The 25572-nt window shown below is 61.1% G+C and carries 19 protein-coding genes, 1 tRNA gene and 1 riboswitch; of the genes, 10 read left to right on the forward strand and 10 right to left on the reverse strand.

Annotated features, from left to right (window positions below; translation table 11 throughout):
* Positions 1 to 116: 116 nt before the first annotated feature.
* Positions 117 to 548 (forward strand): hypothetical protein, encoded by a 432-nt coding sequence (locus tag ACMFWR_RS15310; protein ID WP_413192460.1) that lies wholly within the window; start codon positions 117 to 119, stop codon positions 546 to 548.
* A 148-nt stretch (positions 549 to 696) separates the two neighbouring features.
* Here the strand turns inward: ACMFWR_RS15310 and ACMFWR_RS15315 are convergent, their stop codons facing one another.
* The 6 genes from ACMFWR_RS15315 to glyA all read right to left on the reverse strand — a co-directional run bounded on the left by ACMFWR_RS15315 (position 697) and on the right by glyA (position 6013).
* The gene (locus ACMFWR_RS15315; protein ID WP_413192461.1) at positions 697 to 1695 is read right to left on the reverse strand and encodes a type II secretion system protein; all 999 of its coding nucleotides are present in this window, start codon (positions 1693 to 1695) and stop codon (positions 697 to 699) included.
* A 148-nt stretch (positions 1696 to 1843) separates the two neighbouring features.
* Positions 1844 to 2680, reverse strand: coding sequence for a hypothetical protein (locus ACMFWR_RS15320; protein WP_413192462.1), 837 nt, complete (start codon positions 2678 to 2680; stop codon positions 1844 to 1846).
* Entirely contained in the window at positions 2674 to 3126 is a 453-nt protein-coding gene (locus tag ACMFWR_RS15325) for a hypothetical protein (protein ID WP_413192463.1), read from the reverse strand. Before ACMFWR_RS15325 ends, ACMFWR_RS15320 begins: the two co-directional genes overlap by 7 nt.
* A gap of 92 nt (positions 3127 to 3218) precedes the next feature.
* Positions 3219 to 3992, reverse strand: a complete 774-nt coding sequence (locus ACMFWR_RS15330) for a hypothetical protein (RefSeq protein WP_413192464.1) — start codon at positions 3990 to 3992, stop codon at positions 3219 to 3221.
* A 251-nt stretch (positions 3993 to 4243) separates the two neighbouring features.
* Positions 4244 to 4744 carry a transcriptional regulator NrdR gene (gene nrdR, locus ACMFWR_RS15335; protein ID WP_413192465.1) on the reverse strand — a complete coding sequence of 167 codons (501 nt, stop codon included), beginning with the start codon at positions 4742 to 4744 and terminating at the stop codon, positions 4244 to 4246.
* Positions 4745 to 4765: 21 nt separating this feature from the next.
* On the reverse strand, positions 4766 to 6013 hold the full coding sequence (gene glyA, locus ACMFWR_RS15340; protein WP_413192466.1) for a serine hydroxymethyltransferase: 1248 nt from the start codon (positions 6011 to 6013) through the stop codon (positions 4766 to 4768).
* 137 nt (positions 6014 to 6150) lie between these two features.
* A riboswitch (ZMP/ZTP riboswitch) is annotated at positions 6151 to 6250 on the reverse strand.
* Positions 6251 to 6379: 129 nt separating this feature from the next.
* Between glyA and ybgC the strand changes: the two genes are divergently transcribed.
* The 9 genes from ybgC (at position 6380) to ACMFWR_RS15385 (ending at position 17016) form a co-directional block, all read left to right on the forward strand.
* Positions 6380 to 6841, forward strand: a complete 462-nt coding sequence (gene ybgC, locus ACMFWR_RS15345; RefSeq protein ID WP_413192467.1) for a tol-pal system-associated acyl-CoA thioesterase — start codon at positions 6380 to 6382, stop codon at positions 6839 to 6841.
* 197 nt (positions 6842 to 7038) lie between these two features.
* A complete protein-coding gene (gene tolQ, locus ACMFWR_RS15350; RefSeq protein WP_413192468.1) occupies positions 7039 to 7716 on the forward strand; it encodes a protein TolQ in 678 nt (225 codons plus the stop codon).
* 10 nt (positions 7717 to 7726) lie between these two features.
* The gene (tolR, locus tag ACMFWR_RS15355; protein WP_413192469.1) at positions 7727 to 8170 is read left to right on the forward strand and encodes a protein TolR; all 444 of its coding nucleotides are present in this window, start codon (positions 7727 to 7729) and stop codon (positions 8168 to 8170) included.
* Positions 8167 to 9192, forward strand: coding sequence for a cell envelope integrity protein TolA (gene tolA / locus ACMFWR_RS15360; RefSeq protein WP_413192470.1), 1026 nt, complete (start codon positions 8167 to 8169; stop codon positions 9190 to 9192). Before tolR ends, tolA begins: the two co-directional genes overlap by 4 nt.
* A 272-nt stretch (positions 9193 to 9464) precedes the next feature.
* On the forward strand, positions 9465 to 10772 hold the full coding sequence (tolB, locus tag ACMFWR_RS15365) for a Tol-Pal system beta propeller repeat protein TolB (protein ID WP_413192471.1): 1308 nt from the start codon (positions 9465 to 9467) through the stop codon (positions 10770 to 10772).
* A 135-nt stretch (positions 10773 to 10907) separates the two neighbouring features.
* Positions 10908 to 11417: a peptidoglycan-associated lipoprotein Pal gene (gene pal / locus ACMFWR_RS15370; RefSeq protein ID WP_413192472.1), complete on the forward strand. Its 510-nt coding sequence runs from the start codon at positions 10908 to 10910 to the stop codon at positions 11415 to 11417.
* Positions 11418 to 11432: 15 nt separating this feature from the next.
* A complete protein-coding gene (ybgF, locus tag ACMFWR_RS15375; RefSeq protein WP_413192473.1) occupies positions 11433 to 12182 on the forward strand; it encodes a tol-pal system protein YbgF in 750 nt (249 codons plus the stop codon).
* A 181-nt stretch (positions 12183 to 12363) separates the two neighbouring features.
* Positions 12364 to 12439, forward strand: a tRNA-Lys gene (locus ACMFWR_RS15380).
* Positions 12440 to 12939: 500 nt separating this feature from the next.
* Entirely contained in the window at positions 12940 to 17016 is a 4077-nt protein-coding gene (locus tag ACMFWR_RS15385; RefSeq protein ID WP_413192474.1) for a tetratricopeptide repeat protein, read from the forward strand.
* A gap of 115 nt (positions 17017 to 17131) precedes the next feature.
* On the opposite strand, the gene ACMFWR_RS15390 is transcribed toward ACMFWR_RS15385, so the two are convergent.
* From ACMFWR_RS15390 to zorA, 4 genes are read right to left on the reverse strand one after another with little or no spacing between them, the layout of a single operon-like run.
* Positions 17132 to 20905: an SNF2-related protein gene (locus tag ACMFWR_RS15390; protein ID WP_413192475.1), complete on the reverse strand. Its 3774-nt coding sequence runs from the start codon at positions 20903 to 20905 to the stop codon at positions 17132 to 17134.
* Between the two features lie 3 nt (positions 20906 to 20908).
* Positions 20909 to 22543 (reverse strand): EH signature domain-containing protein, encoded by a 1635-nt coding sequence (locus ACMFWR_RS15395; protein ID WP_413192476.1) that lies wholly within the window; start codon positions 22541 to 22543, stop codon positions 20909 to 20911.
* Complete coding sequence (locus ACMFWR_RS15400; protein WP_408260407.1) at positions 22540 to 23259, reverse strand: flagellar motor protein MotB; 720 nt, start codon at positions 23257 to 23259, stop codon at positions 22540 to 22542. The genes ACMFWR_RS15395 and ACMFWR_RS15400 overlap by 4 nt, the downstream gene beginning before the upstream one ends.
* Positions 23260 to 23265: 6 nt before the next feature.
* Positions 23266 to 25269: an anti-phage ZorAB system protein ZorA gene (gene zorA, locus ACMFWR_RS15405; RefSeq protein ID WP_413192477.1), complete on the reverse strand. Its 2004-nt coding sequence runs from the start codon at positions 25267 to 25269 to the stop codon at positions 23266 to 23268.
* Between the last annotated feature and the right edge of the window lie 303 nt (positions 25270 to 25572).

Here is a 25572-nt window from a genome sequence, read left to right on the forward strand (position 1 = left end):
GTCGGCATGTCGTTTACCGATCGACGTCCGGCTGCACGCAGCCCGCAAGCGACGCAGGCGATGCCCCGCCCGGCCATCGTGACCGGACACTCGAATTTGCCAAGGACCCTCACACAATGAACCGGCCGAACGATCCACGCGTGGCAATCGAGGCGCATCGACGCCGCAATGTCGGCATCGACCGCAAGTCGCTGGCGATCCGCAAGGAAATCCTGCTGTTGCGTTGCGAGCTCGAGCGTCTCGAATTGCGAGAGGCCACGACGGACCTGCGCAGCCGATTTGCTCACTTCGGGTGGCTGCGCATGGTGATGCCGCGGTTCGGGGCGCGCGGCGGCGTCGCCGGGCTGGGGCACTTGCTCAAGGACTATCCATTTGTCAGCTCGCTGGCGTCGCTTGCGCTGACGCACGGGCCGAAGCTTCGTTCGCTACGGCGCGTGCGCCCCCTGCTGAAGCTGGCCATCGCCGGACTGGGCGCATGGCAGGCGGTGAAGCTGTGGCGCGCGGCGAACTCGCCGGACGACGGCCCGCACGCGGGCGCGCAAGGTTAGCGATTCCGGCGAGCGCCCCCGATCGGCGGCGCGTCGGCGTGCTTGCCGACATCAGCGAGGTCGAGCTGTCGTCCGATCGAGTGCGGAATGCGCGACCCGCCCGCGGGCCTCGCTTGCGACCTCGCTTGCAGCTGGATGCGCGGCCCATTTACTCCCGTCCGGTACGGCAAGGCGCGTTGTTTCGAGACCCTGAATGTGACAGCAGACCTGACGCATCAAGCGTCAGCACACCGCACGCATCGTGGCTCATCGGTCCGTCTTGGACGGGGATCGCCTCGATCCGATAGGCGTCGTGTTCTGCCGAGTTCGTGAGTTCGAGACGATAGACGGCCGCCGCCGGCGGAGCGGGGACGCGCGCCAGTTCAACCGGCAGATCATCCGTGCCGTTCGAACCGGCGCCCTCGCCACCCTCCGTACCGCCTTTGACGAGAAAGGGATCACGCGCGGTCCCTGCTGCCGCGACATCGAGACGCCGCAGCTCGACGTACTGGGCAGCCCGATGGAGCGCCAGCGTCGCGGCCATCCGATGCGCGCTGGCCGCGCGCTCCCGATAGGTCGGCACCGCATAGCTCGCGACAACACCGGCGATCGCAAGCACGCACAAGGCCTCGAGCAACGTCATTCCGGAGGCGCGTAAAGCGCGCTTCGCACGGCGTCGCTGCAGCGCCGATCGTCTGCCCTTCGCAGTCGGGCTGAGCAAATACGCGGGCGGGGTCGCAGGGGTTGACCACATCGTCTTCAGTGTCCCTCGGATCACCCACATGTCGAGGCGCGCCCACGCACGCGCAACACCACCGTCCGAGCCGCTGATGGATTCGACGCGATACATGGCAGGCCAAGCCTGTGACGGCGCAACCCAGCTGATACCGCATCGCGGGGATGTCGACGAATCAGGCCACCCGTCGACATCGACGCGCAGGCCTGCCACCGCGCGCCGCTGCGGCACACGTCCCGTCAACGCCTCGAGCACCGCTTGCTCGCAAACGGCTAAGGCTGCATCGGCCGCATGGAACGCACGTGCGTATTCAATTTCCGCACGGACGCCCTGCACGTGGTGTGCGGTCGAACGTAACAGCGCCGCACACACAAGCGCGATGACGCAGGACAAACCCAACGTCACGATCAGGATCGCGCCACGCTCGCGCATACGGCGAGTCCGCGACCGTCCGTCGACCCGACCTCGTCGACGCCCCTGCGCATGACCTGCCGGCGGAATGCGCCAATAGCCACAGAAGCCACTAGAGTCACGGGGGTCACCGGAGCCACGGGGTTCACGGGAGCGTGGGGATCGTCCGCTAGTCGGCATTGTGTAACCGCAACAAGTACCGATCGACATGACCATCGTTCAACTCGATGACTCGCGAACGCTGGGCAACACGCGTCGATAATCCCAAAGAGTCAGGACACGACGGCTTCGTAGCCAGCGGCGCGATCGGGAGCGTGTCGCGCAAGCGAACTCGATCCCCCGCACTGCGCGTCCGCACCGGCGTTACGCAGAGATCGACCGTCGACGCCATGCGTGGCTCATCCCGTCCCTTGATCGGTCGCGACATGGCATACAACGCGCCGATGCCATCGACCATCGGCGACGCATAACCGTGTTCGCCCTGAGCGCAATGCAGTTCACTGCGTACCGCATCGTGTATCGGGCGGGCTTCTGGAATCGCCCGCGCCTCCGCAGCTTCCAACGTCCCATCCGTGCTTGAGACTTCGCGCTCGTGCGCACGCGCAAACCAATGCGTGGCGACGCGCTGCACGCGTTCCGACAGTCGATATCCGTCGGCACTTGCCTCAGGGTCGACGCGCCCCGAACAGGCGCGCACAAGATCGTCCTGCTCCGACTGGCGTTGTCCGGACCTTGGGTACTGAAGGGCCAGACGATGACCGCCGGCACTGTCTGCGTTCGCGACCCGGGTGACGACGGCGCCTCGGGCGGCCAGCGTCAGCATGCGCAGCGCCTCGCCTGTCCGCGCAAGCCCGCCGGCAATCTCGAAGGCCGCGCGCCAGGTGACGCGCTGCTGCATATGAAAGGCGAGCGCGGCGGCCAGCACAAGGCTGCCGAGCGCGGTCGCCAGGGTCAGTTCGATCACCGAGTGACCACGGCTCGCTCGCCATACGCCAATCGTCACCATGTCCGGCCTCCGACACGGCGGCCCGCTGCGACAGGCACCGCAATACATGCCAGCCCCGGTGCGCACGCCGCCGCACCCGGCAACGTCGGACCGCGCCACGACAACTCGACGAGATCGACCGCCGGAGCAACAGGTCGAATTGAGAGACGTGCACCGTGCAAATGGCGCGACGCCTGTTCGCCCCATTCGTGTTCGACTTCTTCGGTTGAAGCACCTGCCCTCAGCGACTCCGCTGCCGCGACCACGACCCACACGGCTCGCCGGTACTCAGCCGAGTACCGAAGCGCGATCAAAGCCTGTTGCTGTGCCACTGCTGCCGTCAATACAACCGCGCATAACACGAACACGGCCACACACACCTCGACCAGCGCACTACCCGAAGCCGTCCGTGCAAGTATCCACGCAGACAACCGCGCAAGCATCCGTTCAGACGTCCGCGCAGTCATCGGTGCCAGCATCCGCGCACGCATCCCTGCCAACATGGCTGTCGATATTCCCTTCGACCCAGGCCTGACGTTCGAACCGCCAACCTTCCGGACTAGTACCTGTGGCATGCTGACTCCACGACGCGTATTCGTCCGCTCGCCGCGACGGACACGCAACGCGCCAGATCGCTGTCACGCTCGCGCACCTGCTCGTGCGCGCCCAATCGGGTTCGCGAAGCATTCGTCCGGATTGGACCCTTTGCACGATCCGCAGCATCCACATCGTGCATGCCGTTCTCCGCGTACACGGCATTCGAAACAATCTCGAAGCTGCGCGGCTGGCCCGCAATACGGCCGAGCGGCGGGACAAACGTCACCGGTGTGCGCTTTGCGAGCACAGTGATTCCTCGACGCGACACGAACGACTGCACGACGGCAATCGGCTTGTGATCATGCGTCATGGAAACCAGGTTGGCGCATTCCCACGTGATGACGTCGCTCTGCGCGACGTCATCACGCGCCGCGGGTGCCGACGCAGCACGCCCGCACGCCTGTTCGAGATCGGGCTGAACACACGTACGGTGAAGCGGCAGCCCCATCAGATCGGCAGCCTCGACAACCTCCCCGGCGCATAGCGACATAACCGAACCCGTACGCAGCGTCTCATCACGCGCACGCTCCAGCCACGCAATCCATTCGAGCGCACCCGCCTCGATACGCAAACGCGTCGCGGAACGTTCTAGAACCGGGACCGCCCACACGGCAGCCACCGCCATTACCGAGAGCACGATCAGTGTCTCGACGATGCTCAATCCCGAATACGACGGGCACCGCCATGTACGGCGCACGACGAGCACCACCCCGAATTGAATCTGCGTATCGCACATATCCGCCTCGCCCACTGATCTCTCGATACCGGACTGTAGCGATCGCCGTCGCCTCGCAATAGCTGGCCGGATGGCCAGGGAAACGGCGCCGTCGACACCTCTCCACTCAGCACCAGACAAGCCCGACGCACATTGGCCGACAAAACGTGTGACCTCAAAACAGGCAGACGAAAAAAAACCGGCTCAATCAGCCGGTTTGGTTTGCTTCTCGGAACGTTCGACGAGAAGCGTTGCGCCTCACACGATCCGCGTCAGGAGACGCCGTTCTTGTCCTGGCGCTTGCGCACGGGACGCTGCGATCCGGCGCTGCGGATTTCCTGGAGCAAATCCTGAAACTCCGCGACGTCTTCGAAGCGCCGATACACCGACGCAAAGCGCACGTAGGCCACCTTGTCGAGCCGCCGCAGCTCATTCATGACGAGCTCGCCAAGTTGAGTGCTGCGGATTTCGCGTTCGCCCGAACCGAGCAACTGATATTCAATGCGCGCCACCGCGTCGGCCACGGCCTCTGCACTGACCGGACGCTTGCGCAAGGCCAGCTGCAAGCTCGCCGCGAGCTTGGTGCGATCGAACTCGACGCGGCTGCCGTCCTTCTTGACGACAACCGGCATCGCAAGTTCGACGCGCTCATACGTAGTGAAGCGCTTGTCGCACTCCGGGCAGCGGCGGCGCCGGCGAATCGCCGCACCGTCCTCGGACACGCGCGAATCCACCACTTGCGTGTCTTCGTGTCGGCAGAACGGGCAGCGCATCGCGGCGGCCTTTTCGAGTAATTAGCGGTAGACCGGGAAGCGGCGCGTAAGCTCCGCAACCTCGCCCTTCACGCGTTCGATCGTTGCCGTGTCTTCCGGATTGTCGAGCACGTCGGCGATCAGATTGCCCACCTTCTCGGCTTCGGCGACGCCGAATCCGCGCGTGGTCATCGCCGGCGAACCGACACGAATACCGCTCGTCACAAACGGCTTTTCCGGATCGTTCGGAATCGCGTTCTTGTTGACGGTGATATGCGCGGCGCCGAGCGCAGCTTCCGCCGCCTTGCCCGTAATCTTCTTCGCGCGGAGGTCGACGAGCATCACGTGGCTTTCCGTCTTGCCCGACACGATGCGCAGGCCGCGCTTGACGAGCGTCTCGGCCAGCACGCGCGCGTTGTCGATGACGTGCTGCTGATATTCCTTGAACTCGGGCGACAGGGCTTCCTTGAACGCCACCGCCTTACCGGCGATCACATGCATCAGCGGACCGCCCTGAATGCCCGGGAAGATCGCCGAATTGACGGCCTTCTCATGTTCGGCCTTCATCAGGATCACACCACCGCGCGGGCCACGCAGGCTCTTGTGCGTCGTGGTCGTCACGAAATCGGCGAACGGCACCGGATTCGGGTAGACACCAGCGGCGATCAGGCCTGCGTAGTGCGCCATGTCGACCATGAAGTACGCGCCGACAGCCTTGGCGACCTTCGCGATCCGCTCGAAATCGATCTTCAGCGCGAAGGCCGATGCACCGGCCACGATCATCTTCGGCTTGTGTTCGTTGGCAAGACGTTCCAACTCGACGTAGTCGATGTCTTCGTTCTCGTCGAGACCGTAGCTGACCACGTTGAACCACTTGCCCGACATGTTGACGGGCGAGCCGTGCGTCAGGTGGCCACCGTGCGCGAGGCTCATGCCCATGATCGTGTCGCCCGGCTTGAGCACCGCGAAGAACACGCCCTGGTTGGCCTGCGAGCCGGAGTTCGGCTGCACGTTCGCCGCCTCGGCGCCGAACAGTTGCTTGACGCGGTCGATCGCGAGCTGCTCGACGATGTCGACATATTCGCAGCCGCCGTAGTAGCGCTTGCCGGGGTAGCCCTCAGCGTACTTGTTGGTCAGTTGCGAGCCTTGCGCCTCGAGCACGGCCGGGCTCGTGTAGTTTTCCGACGCGATCAGCTCGATGTGTTCTTCCTGGCGAACGTTTTCTTTCTGGATGGCGCTCCAGAGTTCGGGGTCGACGTTGGCGATCGTTTGCTTGGCTTTATCGAACATGGCAATTCCGGTGACATAGGGGGTTCGGCCTGGCTCGCACGGGTTGCGAACGGCACGGAGGCGGCGCGAAGGCGGGATGGCCTTGGAGCAGCCGCGCGAACCGGCGCAATATGCAACGCATCGCACACGCATCGAGTCATGGCTGCCCAGGCGAACGGCTGAAAACGCCTCTGCGCTTCACGGTGGTGGCCCACCTCGGACTCCGGAAAGTCGCTATCGCCAGTCACGCAGAGGTTTGGGCCGTAGTGTATTGGATGGCGCGTGAATAGGCAATCGAGCCCGGCCCATCAAGGCTGCAAGGGCTCTGTATGCCTGCCGGAAGGCCATTCAGACTGAACCGCCTCGCGTTTTCGGTAGAATGCGCGCATGAACTTGCCTGCTGAACCGAACACAGGGCCCGAGACCTTTGTCTGGCCGATCCGTGTTTATTTCGAAGACACCGACATGGGCGGCATCGTCTTCTACGCCAATTACCTCAAATACTTCGAGCGCGCGCGCACGGAATGGCTGCGCGCCTGCGGCATCACGCAAAGCGTGCTGACGCAGGCTTACGGAACCATGTTTGTCGTCAGAAGCACGGCCGTCGACTATCGTGCGCCGGCGAGGCTCGACGACCAGGTCGAGATTTACAGTGTCGCAAGCCGGATCGGCCGCGCGTCGGTCGACTTTGATCAGCAAGCCTGGTGCGCAGGCACGTTGCTCGCGACAGGAATAATCCGCGTGGGCTGCGTCGACCGCGATTCGATGAAGCCGGCGGCGATCGCGCCGGAAGTGCTCGAGGCCCTGCAAACCGGCCCGCTCAGCCGTCGTGGTGAACTCATGGCGTAGCCGCCGTACTAAGACGTGTCTTTTTTACGCGAAGAGGTCGTCCTTTTACGGCCTCCGGACGTTGGAACCCCTGACAGACAGGCAAGCGCCCCGGCCTGCCGCTCCAATGCGGCCGTGGCACCCTTTATTTTTTTAACGCATCGTTGACGCCCAGACAGACTGCCCGCCGGCCCGTCCGGTGAACATTTGCAAACTTTATGAACAACGCACAAGACCTGTCGATCATCTCCCTCGTGCTCAACGCGAGCCTGCTCGCGCAGGCCGTGATGGCCCTGCTCCTGCTGCTCTCGTTGCTGTCGTGGACGTTTATTTTCCGCAAGTGGTTTGCGATTCGGCGTGCGCGCTCGCAGACCGAAAACTTCGAACGCGACTTCTGGTCGGGCGGCGACTTGCAGGCGCTGTATCAAAGCGCGGCCAACAGCCGCCATTCGATCGGCGCGCTCGAACGGATCTTTGAATCGGGCATGCGCGAATTCCTGAAAGCCAAGGAAAAGCGCCTTACCGACCCTGGCCTGATTCTCGACGGCGCGCGCCGCGCCATGCGTGCAGCGTTCCAGCGTGAACTTGACGTTCTTGAAAGCAACCTTGCATTCCTCGCATCGGTCGGCTCGGTCAGCCCCTATATCGGGTTGTTCGGCACGGTGTGGGGGATCATGAATGCGTTCACGGGCCTCTCGAATGTGCAGCAAGCGACGCTCGCGAGCGTGGCGCCCGGCATTGCCGAAGCCCTGACGGCCACGGCAATCGGCCTGTTCGCCGCGATCCCGGCCGTGGTGGCGTACAACCGCTACTCACACGACATCGACCGTCTTGCGAACCGCTTCGAGACCTTCGTCGAAGAGTTCTCGAACATCCTCCAACGACAAACCCACTAGGAGCGCGGCGATGGCAGGAGGAATCCAGCAGGGCATGCGCGGAGGCCGACGCCGCCGCGCGATGGCCGATATCAATGTGGTGCCGTACATCGACGTGATGCTCGTGCTGCTTGTGATCTTCATGGTCACGGCACCGCTCGTCGCACCGTCGGTCATCAATCTGCCAAGCGTGGGCGGGAGCGCCCAGCAACAGCAAATTCCGCCGCTCGTCGTCAGCATCAAGGCGGACGGCAATGTATCGGTGCGCTACAAGGACGAGAGCGGCTCGCACGAGCAGCAGATGTCACAGACGGACCTCAAGAACTTCGTGGCCCAGCGGGCGCCGTCGAACCCTGACCAGCCTGTCGTCATTGCGGCCGACAAGACCGTGCAGTACGACAAGGTCATGGGCGTGATGTCCGATCTCAAGAGCATCGGTGTCAAGCGCGTGGGCCTGCTCGTCAAATCGAAATGATGAAGCGCGCAGCGTATCGACCGACCAGACCGCCGCATGAACGCGGCACGACGCGGGCCTTCGTGCTCGCGATCGTGATGCACGTGTTGCTCGCGGCATTCCTGTATTTCGGCATTCACTGGAAAAACAGTTCGCCCACGGGCTCCGAGGCCGAACTGTGGACGGACGTGCCCGATGTGACACCGACAGTGCCACAGCCGGTCGCGCCCGCCCCCGTGCAGCCGGCGCCGCCGCCGCCTCCTCAGGAGGACGCGGACATCGCGCTGCAGGAAGCCAAGCGTAAGCAACAGGAACAACAACAAAAGGAAGCCGCCCTGCTCGCGGAACAACAGAAGCAGGCGCAGATCAAGCTTCAGCAGCAGGAAGCGGCGCGGCAGAAGGAACTCGCCGACCAGCAGGCAGCGCTCGCTAAGCAGAAGGCCGCGCAGGACGCTGCGGCCAAGGCAGCTCAGGCCGAAGCTGCAAAGCAGGCGCAGATCGAAGCGCAGAAGAAACAACAGCAGATCGAGCAGCAAAAGCAGCAGCAGGAGCTGGCCGATCAGCAGAAGGAGAAGGCTCAGCAGGACGCTGCAGCCAAGGCCGAGGCGCAAAAGGCCGCCAAGGCCAAGGCTGAAGCCGACGCGAAGGCCAAGGCCGCCGCCGACCAGGCCCGCCACGCACGCCTCGCCGCCCTGCAAGGCGCGGCTGGCGAAGGCGAGACGACGGGCGTGGGCGCCGGGACGACCGGTTCCGCGACAGGCGCGGGCGGCACCGGATCGCCGGGATATGCCGAGAAGGTGCGTGCGAAGGTGAAGCCGGAGATCAATTTCGGCGGCAATGTCGAGGACAACAAGGCCGCTGTCGTGGCGGTCTCGTGCGCGCCCGATGGGACGGTCCTGTCGGTGCGACTGGTGACGTCGAGCGGCAACGACGGCTGGGACACCGCGGTTCAACGCGCGGTGGAAGCCGCGAGTCCGATGCCGCGCGACGTCGACGGCAAGGCGCCGCGCAGCTTCCAGATCCGGTTCAAGCAAAGGGACTGACCATGCCAGTCATCGCCGTCCGATACGCACTGCGCAGCGCTTCAGAGCATGGGAAGCTTTGCGCATGCGCGACGGCCGGCGAGTCTGGCACGGTTTTTTCTAAGGATCCGAGGCTACAGCACGTCATATCGATCGGGTAAAAGTCCGAATGCGTGTCGGAATGGCGCGCGAGGCTTGTCAGACCGCGCAGATGGAACATTCAGCCGGTAATTCTGTCTAGCGTGGGTGCGTCAGGCGCGCCCCCTTTTTTTCTCGCCTTTTACGAAAAGAGCATGAGCGTATTCAACAGAGTGGCTAAGTTTTTGGGCTTTCGGGCCATCCTCCTGACCAGTTTCGCGGCGCTTTCCGTTGCATCCGGGGCGGCTCACGCGGATCTGACCGTCGACATCACCGGTGTCGGTTCCAACCTGTATCCGATCGCGATCGCCCCGTATACGAACGACGACGCGACGCAAATCGCTGCGATCGTGCGCGCGGACCTGCAGAACAGCGGCCGGTTCTCGAACATCAACGCCGGTTCGCAGCCGGTGGGTGAAAACGACTCGGTCGACCTCGCCGGCTGGAAGGGCAAGGGCGCCAACGCGTTCGTCGGCGGCAGCGTGACCAAGCTCGCCAACGGCGACTACGACGTCCGTTTCCGTCTGTACGACACCGTCAAGCAGCAAAGCCTTGGCGGTCTCGCGCTGACGAGCTCGCAGGCCAATCTGCGCATGACGGCGCACAAGATCTCCGACTACATCTATCAGAAGCTGCTCGGCGTTCGCGGCGTGTTCGCCACGCGCCTGTCGTATGTGCAGCGCGTCGGCAATCGCTATCAGCTCAAGATTTCGGACTCGGACGGACAGAACGAGCACATCGCGCTGTCGAGCCCCGAGCCGATAATTTCGCCGGCATGGTCGCCGGACGGCACGAAGGTCGCCTACGTATCGTTTGAAAAGAAAAAGCCGATCGTCTACGTGCACGATCTGCCGACCGGCCAGCGTGTGATGATTTCGGACCAGAAGGGCAACAACAGCGCGCCGGCATGGTCGCCGGACGGCAAGCATCTCGCCGTGGCGCTGACGCTCACGGGCAACACGCAGATCTACATGGTCAACGCGGATGGCTCGGGCCTGCGCCGTCTCACGCAGACGGGCGGCATCGATACCGAACCGTCGTTCTCGGCGGACGGCCAGACGATCTATTTCACGAGCGATCGGGGTGGCCAGCCGCAGATCTACAAGATGTCGGCGCAGGGTGAGTCCGCCGGTGGTGCACAGCGCGTCACCTTCCATGGCTCGTACAATACGAGCCCGCAGATCAGCCCCGACGGCAAGTACCTCGCGTATATCTCGCGCGTGGGGGGTGCGTTCAAACTTTACGTGCAGGATCTGTCGAGCGGTGATGCAACCGGCCTGACGGATACCGCGCACGACGAATCGCCGACATTCGCGGCGAATGGCCAGTACATCCTTTACGCGACGCAATCGGGCGGCCGCGCCGTGCTCGCTGCCGTCTCGGTCGACGGTACGACGCACCAGGTGCTGTCGGTCAAGGGTGGCGATGTCAGCCATCCGTCGTGGGGACCGTTCATGCAGTAAGAGATTGGCGGGCCGGCGTCTGGGCGCCGGCCGCGGTCTCGTGTATGGCTTGTAGTAATCGCAGTAAAACGTGGTACCACACGCAACGTCGTATATGTCGTACGGCTTCACGCAATAACACAAGGAGAGTTTCAAATGATGTCCAAGCTTCGCCTGATCCTCGTAACAGGCCTGATCGGCCTGCTCGCCGCCTGCCACTCCGGTGTCAAGCTCGACGAAAACGCCAACGCCAAGAACGGCGCGGTCGGTACGCAACCGAACCCGAACGATGTTCAACAAGTGAACGTTGATCCGCTGAACGATCCGAACAGCCCGCTCGCCAAGCGCAGCATCTATTTCGACTTCGACAGCTACTCGGTCAAGGACGAATACCAGCAACTGCTCGGCCAACACGCGCAATATCTGAAGTCGCACCCGCAACGTCACGTCCTGATCCAGGGCAACACCGACGAACGCGGCACGAGCGAGTACAACCTCGCGCTTGGTCAGAAGCGTGCTGAAGCCGTTCGCAAGGCGCTGTCGCTGCTCGGCGTGCCCGATTCGCAGATGGAAGCTGTGAGCCTGGGCAAGGAAAAGCCGCAAGCTACGGGTCATGACGAAGCTTCGTGGGCGCAAAACCGCCGCTCGGACCTGGTCTATCAATAAACGGAAGATTGCCCGATGCTGTTTCGTATGAGCTGGCTGCGGGCGTCCGCAGCCGCCGGCGCAGTGGGGTTGGTGATGGTCACCGCGCCGGCACACGCAGGTGTGTTTGATGACAACGAGGCGCGCCAGGCCATTCTGGACTTGCGCGCCAAGACCGACGCGCAGTCGGGCCAGATCGCCGCCGCGCAACGCACCATTCTCGATCAGTCCAATCAGCTCGCTACCCTGCAACAGCAGGTTGCGACGCTGCGTGGTCAGAACGAGGACCTGGCCAATCAGGTGACGACGCTTCAGAAGGCGCAGAAGGACTACTACGCCGATCTGAACTCGCGCCTGCAGAAGCTCGAGCCTCAACAGGCGACGGTCGACGGCATGCAGGGCACCGTGCAACCTGGCGAATCCGACGCGTTCAATGCCGCCCTTCAGCAGTTCAAGAATGGTGACTTCAAGAACGCGACGGCGGCCTTCCGGGACTTCGTGCAGAAGTATCCGCAAAGCCCGTATCAGCCGACTGCCCAGTACTGGCTTGGCAACTGCCTGTACGCGCAGCGCGACTACAAGGCGTCGACGTCGGTGCTGCAAGGCGTCGTCAACAACTATCCGACCCATCCGCGGGCTCCGGAAGCGTTGCTGGCGATTGCGCAGAACCAACTCGAGCAAGGCCAGAAGCCGGCCGCTCGAAAGACGCTGCAGCAGATCGTTGCGCAGTACGGCAACACCGAAGCCGCGCAGACCGCGCAAAACAAGCTGACGCAGATTCACTAACGTCAGTGGATGCCGGCGCGAGCAGTCATGTTCGCGCCGGCATGCGCGGTCGCCTGCCCGGATTGAAGCCGCCCGCCCGCGGGCGTAAGCTGTGCGCGTCCCGCAAACGGGCGGGATTCGACTTTGCGTGGCCTACGGGTTGACCCGTGCCGTGCTGGCCGCTATACTTTCGGACTCTTTTGGGTCGTTAGCTCAGTTGGTAGAGCAGCGGACTTTTAATCCGTTGGTCACGTGTTCGAGTCACGTACGGCCTACCAAAGAATTCAAGTATTTAGCCCAGTCTTCGGACTGGGCTTTTTGTTTTTTCGACTCCGTGTAGGCACCATGTAGGCATTTCGGATCCGCATTAATCGATGTCGATCCATGCGGTCTCACTGAGCGGGAGTGGCAACGCACCCGCCTTAGCCGCAGCTCGCTGCAGCAACGCTGCAACATTTGGTTGTCCCTCCGCTTCTAGCGCCCCCTTGCCTACCTTGATTCATCGAACGTTTTCTTGGACAGCTCAGCGGCAAATACAGGAGACCTGGCGCCTTTGCCCGTAAAATACGAGCCAGATCCCGAGCCGACCAACACGGCCAATGCCACACGCTGAGGCTGACCGGGCGACACGATTCGTCGCCATACGTCTTAGCCAAGACATTTTGCTTGCGACCGCGTTCGCCCACGCGACGGCGCTCGCCCCTTGGGATCGTGAACGAAAAGATTCTTTCGAAGGAAAGACGGTTCAGTGACCTCCGATACACATTCTGCTCCGCTCATGGCCGACATCCGTCGACAGGCGATCGATTCGTTGCGAGGTTACGACTATCAAATTTGGCGGTCAGTCGAAGCTTGGACGAAACTCAGCATTGGTCAATTGCTCTACTTAGAAGGCGCAGAAGACTTCGACCTCGTAGACGAAAACGGCGAAACCAGCACATCTCAGATCAAAAACTCCGGCAAGAACATCTCGCTAGGCTCCAACGACGTCCGCGAAGCTATCGAGAATTTCTGGGCGCACCTTGAACGCAACCCAGACCGACCGATTAGAATGCGCTTCGTCACGCGCGGCGACGTTGGCTTCGAGAAAGGCGATCCGCTCCAAGGCGTAACGGGAATAAGCCTTTGGCGAACAGCCGCCGAGGGGGACGACGATGCAGCATCGCGCGTCGCTCGCTATCTGAGTAAAACCCTGCAATCGCCAACCTTACGGCGTTTCCTTGACTCGGCCGCCCCAGCAGATCTGCGTTCAAAGCTCTTCGAGCGCATCGATTGGGCGACAACGGAACCCTCGACGGACGCGGTCCGGATTGCTGTGGAGCGGGCGATAATCGATTTGGGCGACGAACGGGACATTGACCATAACGAATCGCAGAAAGCTGTCGACGGACTACTCGCTCATTGCGTCGAAACGATCAAGCATCGCGACATCAATCTACGTGTCCTGACCAAAGCCGATCTGCTCAGAGTGTTTGTAGCCAAGACGAGCATGATGATGCCTTTGACACGCAGCATCATCTCTCAAATGGGGCACGCGTCGGCTACAGGGCGAGGCGTGACGCTAGCGACATTGAGTTCGGTCTCTTTTTCGCCAGCGGCGCTGGGCGTCGAACCCATGCTTCCGCCGTTTTGCCTGCCCCGTCGATCGCTGATCGACGCAATCACGCGGCAAGGCAGCCCAGCGCTGATTGTCGGCTCTGAAGGTCGAGGAAAGACCACTGTGGCCAGCCTGGTCGGAAAGGAGCTTGGGGGCGTCGCTTGCTGGGTCGACTTGTCGGCATATGACGCGTCGGCGCTGCCTTCGGCGCTAGAGCGTTTGCTTCTGGCGATTCGCGACCTGCCCTCTCGAACGGTAGTGGTTGTGGACGACTTTCCGGTCGCGACCACGATCACACAAGCGGTGTGGACGCGATTCAGCGTGGTCGCCGAGCAATGCGCGCGCCGCGAACAATTTTTGATTCTCACGGCGAAGGGAGTTCATCCTGAGGCCGTCGATCCTCGGCTTCGAACGGCTGGCATCCATATTCATGCCGTGCCCGACCTTTCGCGGGAAGAGATCGGCGAGTTCGTGTCTGTGCTCGGCTGCCCAGGCGACCAGAGCGCACAATTCGCCGCGGCAATTCTTGCGCGAAGCGGCGGCGGACATCCGAAGCTCGTGCATCTTCTGGGTCTCGAGTTGCAGGGCGCGGATTGGCAAAATCCACCCGCCGCAGTGATGGAGACCCCACCGGCAAGCATCGAGCAGGCGCGTGCGTTCGCTCGACGCGAGGCGGCAAGCACGCTTCCCGACACAGAACTGGACCTTCTTTACTCGCTCAGTCTTGCTCTGAGCCCATTAGACCGCGAGGCGGTCTTGTTCATTGGAGAGGAGTTCGTCGGACTGCGCTCGCCCGGAGATACGCTTGATCGCCTGGTCGGTCGATGGGTCGAAACTCAGTCATCTCAAGAATACAAAATCACAGCGCTCCTCACCCAACAGGCCAACCTGGTGTGGTCCTCGAAGAAGGTGGCACAAGCGCACAAATGCATCTTCGATGCACTCGTGGGCCGAAGGTCGGTTTCGGTGGACAAGGCTTTCGCGCTCTTCTTGCACGCGTGGGAAAGTGGCGACGACCGACGCCTTTCGTTTTTCTTGTCCTCGCTGATCGACGAGAAGCGAGCGCTGCGCGGTGCCGCCGCGGATCTGCTAACCCCCATCGTCTTTGTGGGACGTGGCGATGACACGAATACGGGAGCATTTGACGCGCAGACGATCGCTCTTTTGCGACTCACGCAATTTCGAATCGCAAAGCAGTTGGCGATAGCCGAGCTTCCACTCCTAGTCACGCAGTGGGAAGACTCCATAGCGCGCATAGAAGATTCTAAGCAGCGAGACGCGAACCAGTTCATGTGGGCCATGTCGGTGGCCGATTCACCGGATCAGTCGTTCGGGGCGAGAACTGTTGTTCATGCGCTTGAAGAAATCAATCGGTTGGAGTCCGCTATTCCCGACGCGCCGATCGATAAAGGGTTGACCGCCGAGCTATGCCCCGGTGGGGTAACGAAAGGCGCCGATTTGATCGCCTCCCTATTTGGCTTCAATTTCGCCCGCTGCAAAGACTTGGACCAGTTGCGAGAATTTATTGATGCGCTTGAAGCAACGACTCCTACCGCTCGAGATCGCATGCTGAAGGCGTTCACCATCCCTATGTTCAGCAGAAACCATTTGTTCGTCCAGGGGCCATGGAAAAACGAGGCAAATCGTGAAGCCCCTCGCTGGCTGCTTGCCGAAGAGACGCTGCTTAGAATGCTTTCGCTTGCGGGACAATGGAACGCGAGGGCAATGGGGGTTTCCGCCGCCAGATTGCTGTCGGTCCTTTACGAAGATCACTTGTCTCGCGGCGCAGACGCCCTCGCATGCCTCCGAACGGCCATCGAGAACTTCGGCGACGCTCCGCTCTTGATTGCGCAGGAAGCGTCCGTCTATTTTGGGAGAAAGGATTTCAAGCAGGCACTGAGTTTGTGGAAGAGGTCGCTATGGCGCCCCTCGTCCTCGAACGCCGATCTCGAGCGCGACCCTCATGTTTTACGCAAAGCGGGCTACGCAGCGGGAATCTTGGGGGATTTTGACACAGCATCCGAGTGGTTCGAGATCGCATCGCGAAGCGCGAGCGAAAGCTCAATGCCGGCGATGGCGGGAGGCGCACTCTTCGACGCTGCATATTGCGCATTCAAAGACGGAGCACGCTCTCGAGTAGTTTCGCTTATCGTTGCAGGGCTGTCGGCGTTCGAGAGAGATTTTGACCCGGCCAAACAATTCGACCTGTTTGCCGCCAAAAAGCTCGGCGGTCACGTGCTCCGATGGATCCTGGAACAACTTCGCGGCAAGTTCGAATCGGAGCCAGTTTTCGAGCCTCAGATCGGCCAGTGCAGCAACCCACACCGAAACAAATCCATCGCTGAACTGCCCAAACTGCCGTCTGAGATGGCGGCGGCATTTGTGATCGAGATTGCTTCGTTGCTGCGCGTCGAAGGCGACGGCGTCAATGCTCTTCGCTCCACGCTGTCGCAGTCGAGGGTGCTGGCGGCCGGATTTCAATATTGGAACCTCCGCTGCAATGAGCTAATCGACCGCGGCCAATTCGAACAGATGTCAGTCAGCCTGTACGGCCTGAGTGAATACTTTTGGCGGTACCGGGCACAACAGAGGAACGAAAGCACCTCATTGCCAGACTCTCTGGCGCCCTTTGAGGGCGAAGTGCTGGGTGCTGATCGGTCCGCGCCCATGGGTGTGGAATCGGTATTCGGCCTAGCCCTGTTCATCCGAGGCCTCTCGGGCGGCTCGATCGAGGAGCTCACCAAGACCTGGATCGACGACCTTGGTGGCCGAGCCCATAGCGCAGCGCTTCTCGGCGAAGCTCGCGAGGCGTTGCGAGCGATCTCCGTCGCCCCGGTCGACGCGGCGAAGCTGGTCACAAACACTGACGCCAAATCGATGGACAGATTGGGGGCCGTTTTTCGACTCCTCATGGGAAGTCAACGCAGCCCCGAGACGACGGCGAAGTGCCAGATTCGAGCTCTCAATTGGCTGTCGATGTTGCCAAGCAAAGTTTTTCTCGACTCGGCGTTCAAACCTCTAGCCAAGGCGTTCTCGAACATGTGGCGAGAGCATGCGCGCACTCCGGCCCTGCTGCTACTGCCTAAGCTCTCAGTCCCGTCGCTGCAGGAAGCCATTCGTGAAGACGCAAACGCCCCTCACCAGCTTGCGCAATTGCTGATCGCCGCCTCGCTAGCAACGGAGGCCCGTCTTCCACAATCGCTGCTTGATCAACTGAACCACGCGGCGGCGCTGCATCGAGCGCGTTTGCCGTGGTAGGCCGCCGACAATTGCTCGCTCTGCCCCATTCATCGATGGTCGGCAGCGGCCATGGCCTAGAGGTCGTTCACGCCGCTCCCTGACATCGCTTCGGTGATGGACAACGGAAACCGACTCAGGCAGCGCCCCACCCCGCGAGCAGAAACCGCTCAAGCTCACCGCGCTTCATTGGATGGAGCGCGAGCATTTCTGCGAGATGGTGGCCTTCGATCAACTCCACGTTCAAAACGCCTGCTTGATGTCTCGCGGTCTGATTGAAACGTCGGTTGGTGACGGCCAGCATCGAGAAATTGATTCCGGGATAACGAGCCGCGTATGAGGCACGCCCAGCAGAAACATCTCGGACTCCCTCCCACCCAAGTTCCTTATCTTCGACAGTCGAGCTTTTGCACTGGATCAACGCGCCTTCGGTGCGCTTAATGGCGACTACATCGACACCGCCGTCGCCCACACGCTTAGTCTTGATGGTCCGCGCATAGCCCATCTTGGTCCACAACAACGCGCAGAAAGCTTCGAAGGCGTCGCCATCGAGTGCACCGACGTCGTCGGCCGTGAGAGGCTCATTGCTGAACGCATTGCCACCATCGGGCGCCTCCAAGTCCCCAAAGTCAGCAGGGCTCACATCCCCTGCCCCGTTAAGCATGTCGGTCGAAAGCGCTCGCTTCTTGTTGAGCAGTGTGTCGAGCTTTGCGTCGAACGTCAGAAAATCGTGAGCCACCACCACAGGGTAATAGACATGGACATCGCGCTCTTGGCCAATGCGATAGGCGCGGTCCGTTGCTTGGTCCTCCTTGGCCGGATTCCACGTCCGGGTGAAGTGGATAACGTGATTGGCCGCTTGGATGTTCACGCCAAACCCCACCGCAAGCGGTGAAAGCACAATCACGCCGAAACCCGGCCCCTCCTGAAACGCCTTGATCCGCCTTTGACGATTGCTGGCGTTGGCAGAGTCCGCCGATGTGTCGCCGTTGATCACGTCGGGGACGAAGCCAAAGCGATCCGATATGGCCCGCTGCAATGTCCGTTGCAAATCCCTGAACTCGCAGAACACAATGGCCTTCTCCCCCGCCTTCTTGACCTCTTGCAGATGTCCCAGCATCCACGCCATCTTGGGCGAGTTCCGCTCGACGTCAGCGAGCGGCTCCGACTCGGTGGAAAGATGGCCGGGCGATCTGGGATCGGAACAGAGCCGACGCAAGTATTGCAAAAGCCCCAGCGGAGATTGCATCCCTGTCGCCTGGCGCCCACCCGACCTCGACCTAAACTGCGCAACGGCGTCTGCATAAAGCGCGCGCTGGCGCTGAGACAGGGGCAACGCGCGGCACCCTGCGAATTCGATCTTCTTGGGCAGGTCCTTGGCGACTTCCGCCTTGGTACGCCTGAGTTTTTGCGATTCGATCAAGCCCCGCAGCTCTTCGAGGCGGGCCTTTTCCTCGGCGGTCTCGGACTCGATTGGCCTACGATATTTTGAGCCGAAGTCCTTCAACGCGCCGAGCAGCCCCGGCTGAATGAAGTCGAAGAGACACCAGATGTCAGTGAGGGTGTTCTCCACGGGCGTTCCCGTGCAGGCGATTTTCAGCCTGGCGTTTTGCTTTTTGGCGGCGCGAGTCACCAACGCGTTGGGATTCTTGATCTTCTGCGCTTCATCGCAAATCATGGCCGACCACCGCTGCGCTGCCAACGAAAACTCTAGATCGCGAAGTGTCTCGTAGGTCGTCAGGACCACGTTCGCGGAGCCGAGCCATCCCGACGACAGCAGTTTGGGCGACCCCGCCTCGACAAGCCCTTCGTCGAGCGCTGACTTGGGCACCCTCTTGGACGCCAGGTCCGGGCCATACAGCGTCAGGACCTTCATTGCGCCCGGCGCAAAAAACTTGGCGATCTCCTCCTTCCAGTTCTCGAGCAGCGAAACCGGCGCCACAACCAGAAATGGATCGATGCCGGTCTCTCGTTCGATGGCTGCGGCCATGAACGTGAGCAGTTGGATGGTCTTGCCAAGCCCCATGTCGTCGGCAAGCAGAGCGCCTCGGCAAGCGATAGGCGAGTGCCGCCACAAATGCTGAAGCCACGCGACGCCATCAAGCTGGTGCTCTTTCAGCTCAATGTGGCTGAGCATAGCGGATGGCAACGCGGCGGGCTCGACGGGGAGAGCAAGGATTCCGCGCCGTTCCTCGTAATCCAGAGCGTCGACGTTGGGCTTGACGACCAGCCCTTTGCGCTCGGAGGTACGCCCCTTGGCGGTCGGCTTCTTCGGGTCGAATGTTCCCTTCGAAACATCTTCACGAACCTGCCCCAACGTTTCCAGGGCGTTGACCGCCCATGTAACCGGCACCGGCTTGGGGCAACCCGGAAACTCGAACGTCTCGCGCCTTTCTTGGCGAGCCTTGTTGAGCTCTTCTCGAAAGCTTTTCACATTCCTGTCGTCCAGTGCGATGGCAACCGTCTCACCACCGCCCTCAGGCTCAAAGCACAAACCCAATTCGACATTTTCGGGAAACCACCCGGCGTCCTCGCTCTTCTTGGCGATGAAAGGCGAGTAATAGGGCTTCTCGACCCCAAAGCCGCCCACGCGCTCAGAGTACTTCGAAAGGTCGAAGATGTCGGCCGCGCTTATGAGGCTTGGGCGCCGCCAGTCGTTCAGCGCGCCGCGCAACAAAGCCAACTGAGCTGGCGTGTCGCCCAAGATCTCGAGGTCGAAGCCCTGCCAGTGGCAGCACTGCGCCCCAGCCGCTATTTTTCCGTCGAGTTTTTTGAGAAATGCGTCTAACGCGACCGGGCCTTCGAACTTCAATTGTTCAGCTCGGACTGCGCCCCGAAGCGTCTCCTCGACGACAAGCGACACCTCGTACGGATGACCTTTGTCGTCGCGTGACACCTTCGCGGTGAAGCGTGCGAACACGATGCCGGCATCCTCTCTCGCGCGCTCGAACTGCTCCGGGTCAATAACCTTGGCGGCATCCGGTCCCAAGGTGGCGAATGGGTTGCGGACGAAAGCCTCGGCGCGCTCCCCTGCGATGCGCCGGCCAGGCATGCGCCTGATTTCCCGCAGCACGGTCCGCGCCTCCTCCGACAACAGCACATGCACCAGGCCATTGCCGTCTGGAATTTCATAGCGCTCCGGCACTGCGTCGAAGCGATCGAACAATTCGAGCCAGCGCGGTGGCGCGCCATCGAATCCCGGCATCACCTCCACCAATTTGTCGCCAATCACGTAGCCCTTGCGGAGGTCGATTCGCAAACGCTCTGGCGTCAGGACCACTGTCTTGCGCAGATAGTCGGTCAGGTCAGCGCCCGCCCGAGAAGCGTGGCCCCGGATGGTCGACCAATCGCGCTTGTTGACATCCGGCGTGCGATCCTCAGCCTTGCGGTTTCGCTGCTCAGCGATAGCCTGTGCCATTCGCCAAGCCGCCTCTGGCAGGATCGCAGGCTTGCCTCCCGCAGTCAGCACGGCGCCCTCGATGCCTACGTTTCCATTTGGTCGCTGCCCCTGGGGATCGAGCCACCCTTGAATGCTTACCGAAAAATTGGCATCCGTGAGCGTGCCGTTGCTTGACAGGATCGGCTTCCACGCCTGCTGCCCCGGCAACCCCAAAAGACCGAGAGCGCCGCAGTGCTCCGGAGACTCCAGCAGCGTGTAGTAGCTCGACCACGAGAGGCTGGCGCCATCGGCATGCAATTCAGTGAACCCCTCCTCTTCTAGCTGGCGAAGCAGAAGCACAAGCTCGGCGCCCAACGCAAAGGACATCGGCTGCGACAGCCAATTATCGAACGCCGGCTCGGGACGAAAATATGCTCCGTCGCGGTCCCAAGAAACCAACAGTGCGGCAGGTCTCTCTGCCAGAAGGCTTGCCACGGCTTTGTCTTTTGATTTGAAAGGCGACCAGACCATTGCCTACTCCTTAAACCAGCCACGGCCGGCCCTGAACGAAAATCCCATGGCTTGCAGTTTCCTGGCGAGATTCGACGAGCGCTCGATTTCGTAAACCCAAAGAGCACCGCCAGCGCCTCGAAGATCCTTGACCTCGACGCGCCAATCAGCGACCAAGGCTTCAAGGTCCGGCACACATGCGGGCCGTGTTTCCGGCTTCTTCCCGATGAGCTTAGTCAACTTGTCGTCGAACTTCTGCTCCCAGCTCTTCAATGCGACCGGCGAGTCGCGGTGGCGGATCGTGTCTTCATTGTCATCACCCTTGAGCTCGGTGATATGGACCCCTTCGCTCGCCCGCCCCGAGTTGAGGGATTGCAAAAGTGAGGGGCTCAGCGAATCCCATCGAAATAGATAGAAGGCATTCCCGCCTGCGCCAAACTCGACGGCCAAGTAGGCGCCGATTCGCATAACAAACGCGTTGTTGTCGGCCGTGGTGCCTTCAAGATTCAGCAAGCGCCCCTTTGCCCTCTCGCGGAACTCGCCAAATTTTCCCCCTCGTCGGCTCGACGCCGAAGAGCCCAGCGCGAACCACATGTCCTCCACAAACGGCACAAACCTCAGCCAGTAAGCCACTCGCCTCTTGTCGTTGATTCCATCGACGCTGAGAAGCTCGAAGAAGTCGGCGACCAGCCGCTCTTTGAGCCAAAAGAACACCATCTCCCGCGCCTGATCGTCAGCCTTGTCGCCAACGCGGACATACGCGTCCCAATGGGTCCTTCGAAGCCATGGGTTGCCAATCGTCGATGTGGCGGCGTCCCGCAACGCAGGCTGCTCGGGCCGATCGTCACATCGCGCGTAGCGCGATACCAGATGGGCGACGCACCGAATTCTCAAGGACTCGCTGATAGAAACGCCCTCGCGTCCCATAGCGATCGCAAGCAAATCGGGCAACGCAGATTTGAACAGCGGATCTCGAAGGTCAGCGGCGGCTTTCATTTGGGCAAACACCGCCTCGTCGATCACCCATGAAGTCTCCGGGATCGACAACCCGTCCCGAGCGTCATTGAAACTCGACGCGTCGCCTCGCAGAAGACCGGAGCCAAACTTGTCGCATGGCTGGCTGGTCAGCAATTCTGGATGGCGCAACAGCGTTTCGAACCATGGGGGCTTGAAGTCGAGGAGCTTTCCTATGCGGTCGCGCTCGGCCCGAAGCCATCCGCGCAGGCCGCGCCACCCCGTCTTCGATTCGAGACTTGCATCCTTGCTGTTGAAGGGAAATGAGAAATAAGTCGACAGCAGAGCTTGGAAGCATCGCAGTCGCCGATGCAACTGCGACTGCTGCTCGGCCATGCGGGCGACAGTGCCCCGCAGCGCTTCGTCCGCCAACACAGACCAACCTTTGCTGTCCAATGCGCCAATGCCAAGGCAAACATACTTGAGATCACGGAATCCGCCGATCTGACCTGATCTCTTGAAATCTGCGATCGCGGCCAAGATCGAGCGAGAGTCGGCGGCGATGGCCGCCCCGCCATGGTCGTGCTGGACGCGCTTGCGCGCGCGGGCCATTCCCTCCGGATCCGACCACGTTTCGGGCGACACCAAGCTGCCCGCGAAGGATCGCGTGAGCGCGGTTTGAAGGATGGCGAGGGCGTCGATCATCGGTCGTTAGGGCATCTCAGCCCGGGGTCCAATGGAATATCGGGTGGCGGCTCCTTGGCTGAGCCCAGATCGCGAAATTCCAGCTTGATTTCAACGCGCCGCATTTGGGCAGCGCTGCTCGATGTCGTATTGAAGGACGAGCCGCCCGCCAAGAATAGCGTTTGGATCAGCGCGCGGTCAGCTGCCGACAGTGCATCCGGTGGCTGCGTGCTCAGCAAGGCGCAGAGCACCCGCTGCGAGCGCAGATAGCTTAAATTCAGATTGAACAGGTAATCGCCCGTCTTGCTCGCGAAGCCCTCGACCACAACTCGCTTCAACCACTTGTCGCACTTAGCCGAGCGGGCCACATCCAGCACGCGTGGGACGAACTTGCGGACGAAGTGCTCGTCGTCAGGATTCTCGAACTTGTGCGCATTGTCCTGAAACTGGACCAAGGTGCCGAAGTCGATGGAGTGGCCGCGCACGGTGACGCCCTTGAATTCATCAAGTTTGGTCAATGCATCCACATCGGCGACGCAGCTCTCAATGGTCTTGTCGCGCTCCTCTGTCGCCTTCTTGATCTGCTGCAAGCCCTGCGTAACCGCCATCAGGGCCACAGCCATGGCTACCAGAAACAGTACCATCAACGCCGTCATCAAATCCGAGAACGAAATCCAGAATGGCTTTTCGCCATCATCTCGGGAGCCGCGCCGCCTGGGAGCTTTGATTCCAAGCATGGCCTATCACCTCCGAGCCGGAATGTCGTCGACCACATCGCCCAGGTTCTTGATCGCCCCAGACAACAACTGGACCGAACTCGACAACTCGCTCTGGAACTGACGGTTTCCATCTCGCAAAGTGCGCTCGACATTTTCTCGGAACGATTCGTGCGCCTTGACCAAGACCTCGCTGACGCCCTGGAGATATTCTTCGGATTGTTTCTGCGCGATGGCAAGTTGCTGGGCTGCGGTTTCGATTCGCCCGATGATTTCAGAGGTCATCGACGCATCGCGCTTGGCGTTCTCGAAAGTACGCTCCAACTCCGCGACCATCAGCGCGAAGGTGTCGCGTGTTTTTGCGTAGTCGGCAAAGATCGCGCGCGCGCCATCGGTCGAAGTGGTGAGCTGGGTCGATGCGGCTTTGATCGCCTCCGTCGCGACAACCGACGCCTTCATGGTCTCAGACACGCCCTGACCGGCCTTTGCGAAATCGGAGGCGGCGACATAGAGCGTTTCGGCGCCGGAATTCATGCCAGAAATCGCTTTATCCGTGGCTTGGGCGAGGCTTGCCACCGTGTTTTGCAGCGATTTGTTGGTCTCCATCGATTGGGCCAGCAACTGCTCGACCTGGCTCGACAGCGAGCCGATGGCCTGACCCGTCGTCTGCTCAAAACGCATATGACGCTCGCCTTGAGATTCTGCTGCCTCCTCGGCCTGTTTTCTGAGTTGTTCAATCACTCCCGCGACCTGATCACCCACCGCCGTCAGCGTGTCTTTTAGCTTCTGTGACGACTCGGTCTGCGATTCCGACACCAAGGCTTTTATCTGCTCAACGAACGCTCCCATCTGGGTATTCATCGTTGCCTGGCGGGCATCCATCGCCTCCAACGCTTTGCCCAGACGTTCGCCCATCGCGTCGACCGTGTCAGTCCCCGCCGCACTCATGTTCGCGGCGAGCTGCCCAAACTGGATCGCCGCAGCCTGCATGGATTCACTTGCCTTGACCATCAATTCAGACATGCCTGCCATCTGCCCGCCGAACATCTCGCGCATTTGAGAGGCGAAGCTCGCCAGAACGTCCGTCAACATCTTGTTGACGGCCTCGCTTTGGTTCGAGCTCACGCCCTGAACGGCCTTGGTGATCGCGTCCATAGGGCCGCTGAGACTCTCCGCAATCACTTTGCCCATGTCGACCGACATCTGCCCGACGTTCTGCGCTTGCGCTTCCATTTGCGCGGTAGCCAACGTCGTCAATATCTCTTTGAGATCGGCGACGAGCGCGTCTTTGATCTGGGCGGACTGAGTAGCAGCGTTTTCCGACGAGATGGCGAGCCGTTCGAGATACTCCTCGCCGGCCCCGCCTTGAAAGAGACTGTCGATCACTTCGCGCAACTGCTCGACTTGACGACAGCGCGCCGTGACCAAGGACTTTTCGATCAAAGTGAACAGCATTGCCAAGCCGATCGCCGAAGCAGAGACGAAGAAGGCATGCCCCACTGAGTTCACAAGACCGCGGAGCTGTTCTTGCGCTTTGGCAGGGTCGATCGACACATCGAAGTGAATCAGCCCTTTGATCAAGCCCAAGAAGGTGCCGATGATCCCCAAGCCAGTCAAAATGCCCGGGAGGTGCTTGAAATACTCCGTCTTGAGGCGGCTCTCCACGACGGCTTGCTCGGTGAAGAAGCTCTCGGCTAAGGCGGTCGAGCGCCAACGCACAAGCTGGATCTGCCCGTGCTCATCGGGTCTCTTTTGAGGATGGAGCGTTTTACGGTATTCGCTCCACAAATGGCTGAGCGCCGCCCCCGACATTGCTTTCTCGCCGATCTCCTCAAGCTCAGTGATATCACCCTTGATGTTGGAGCGGATCGCCAAGAGCGCCATCAACGACTGCCTGAGTTCTCGTGACAACCTGTTCGACTGACCAACAAAGCGGACTATGAAATCGATCGTGATGGTGATCAGAAATACGGCCACCAGACCGATATGCCAATAGTCCGCGGCTAACCTTTGGAGATCGACTCCTCCCATGTTGGACTTCCTCTAATTCAATTTTGGTCTTTTCTAACGCTGCCCGATGCGGTAGCCGAAATACGTCCCCCCCGGAATAAAAGGAAGAGGACGCGACCGGCCACCGAGCTTTTTCCGTGCACGAACGGGAACGCCAAAGGGAAACCTACGCAAAGGCTTTCTACGAACAAGCGGACATTATCCCCGACGCGGACTAACCGCTGTCCACACCTTATATCAGATTCTTTCGATTCGCGAGGCAGACCGTCGAATTTCAGCAGGTATGCATCGCGAAAACGATTGCTCTCGATCCTTCAAATACGA

Source organism: Pararobbsia alpina (genome assembly GCF_965118125.1).
GTDB classification, from domain to species: domain Bacteria; phylum Pseudomonadota; class Gammaproteobacteria; order Burkholderiales; family Burkholderiaceae; genus Pararobbsia; species Pararobbsia alpina_A.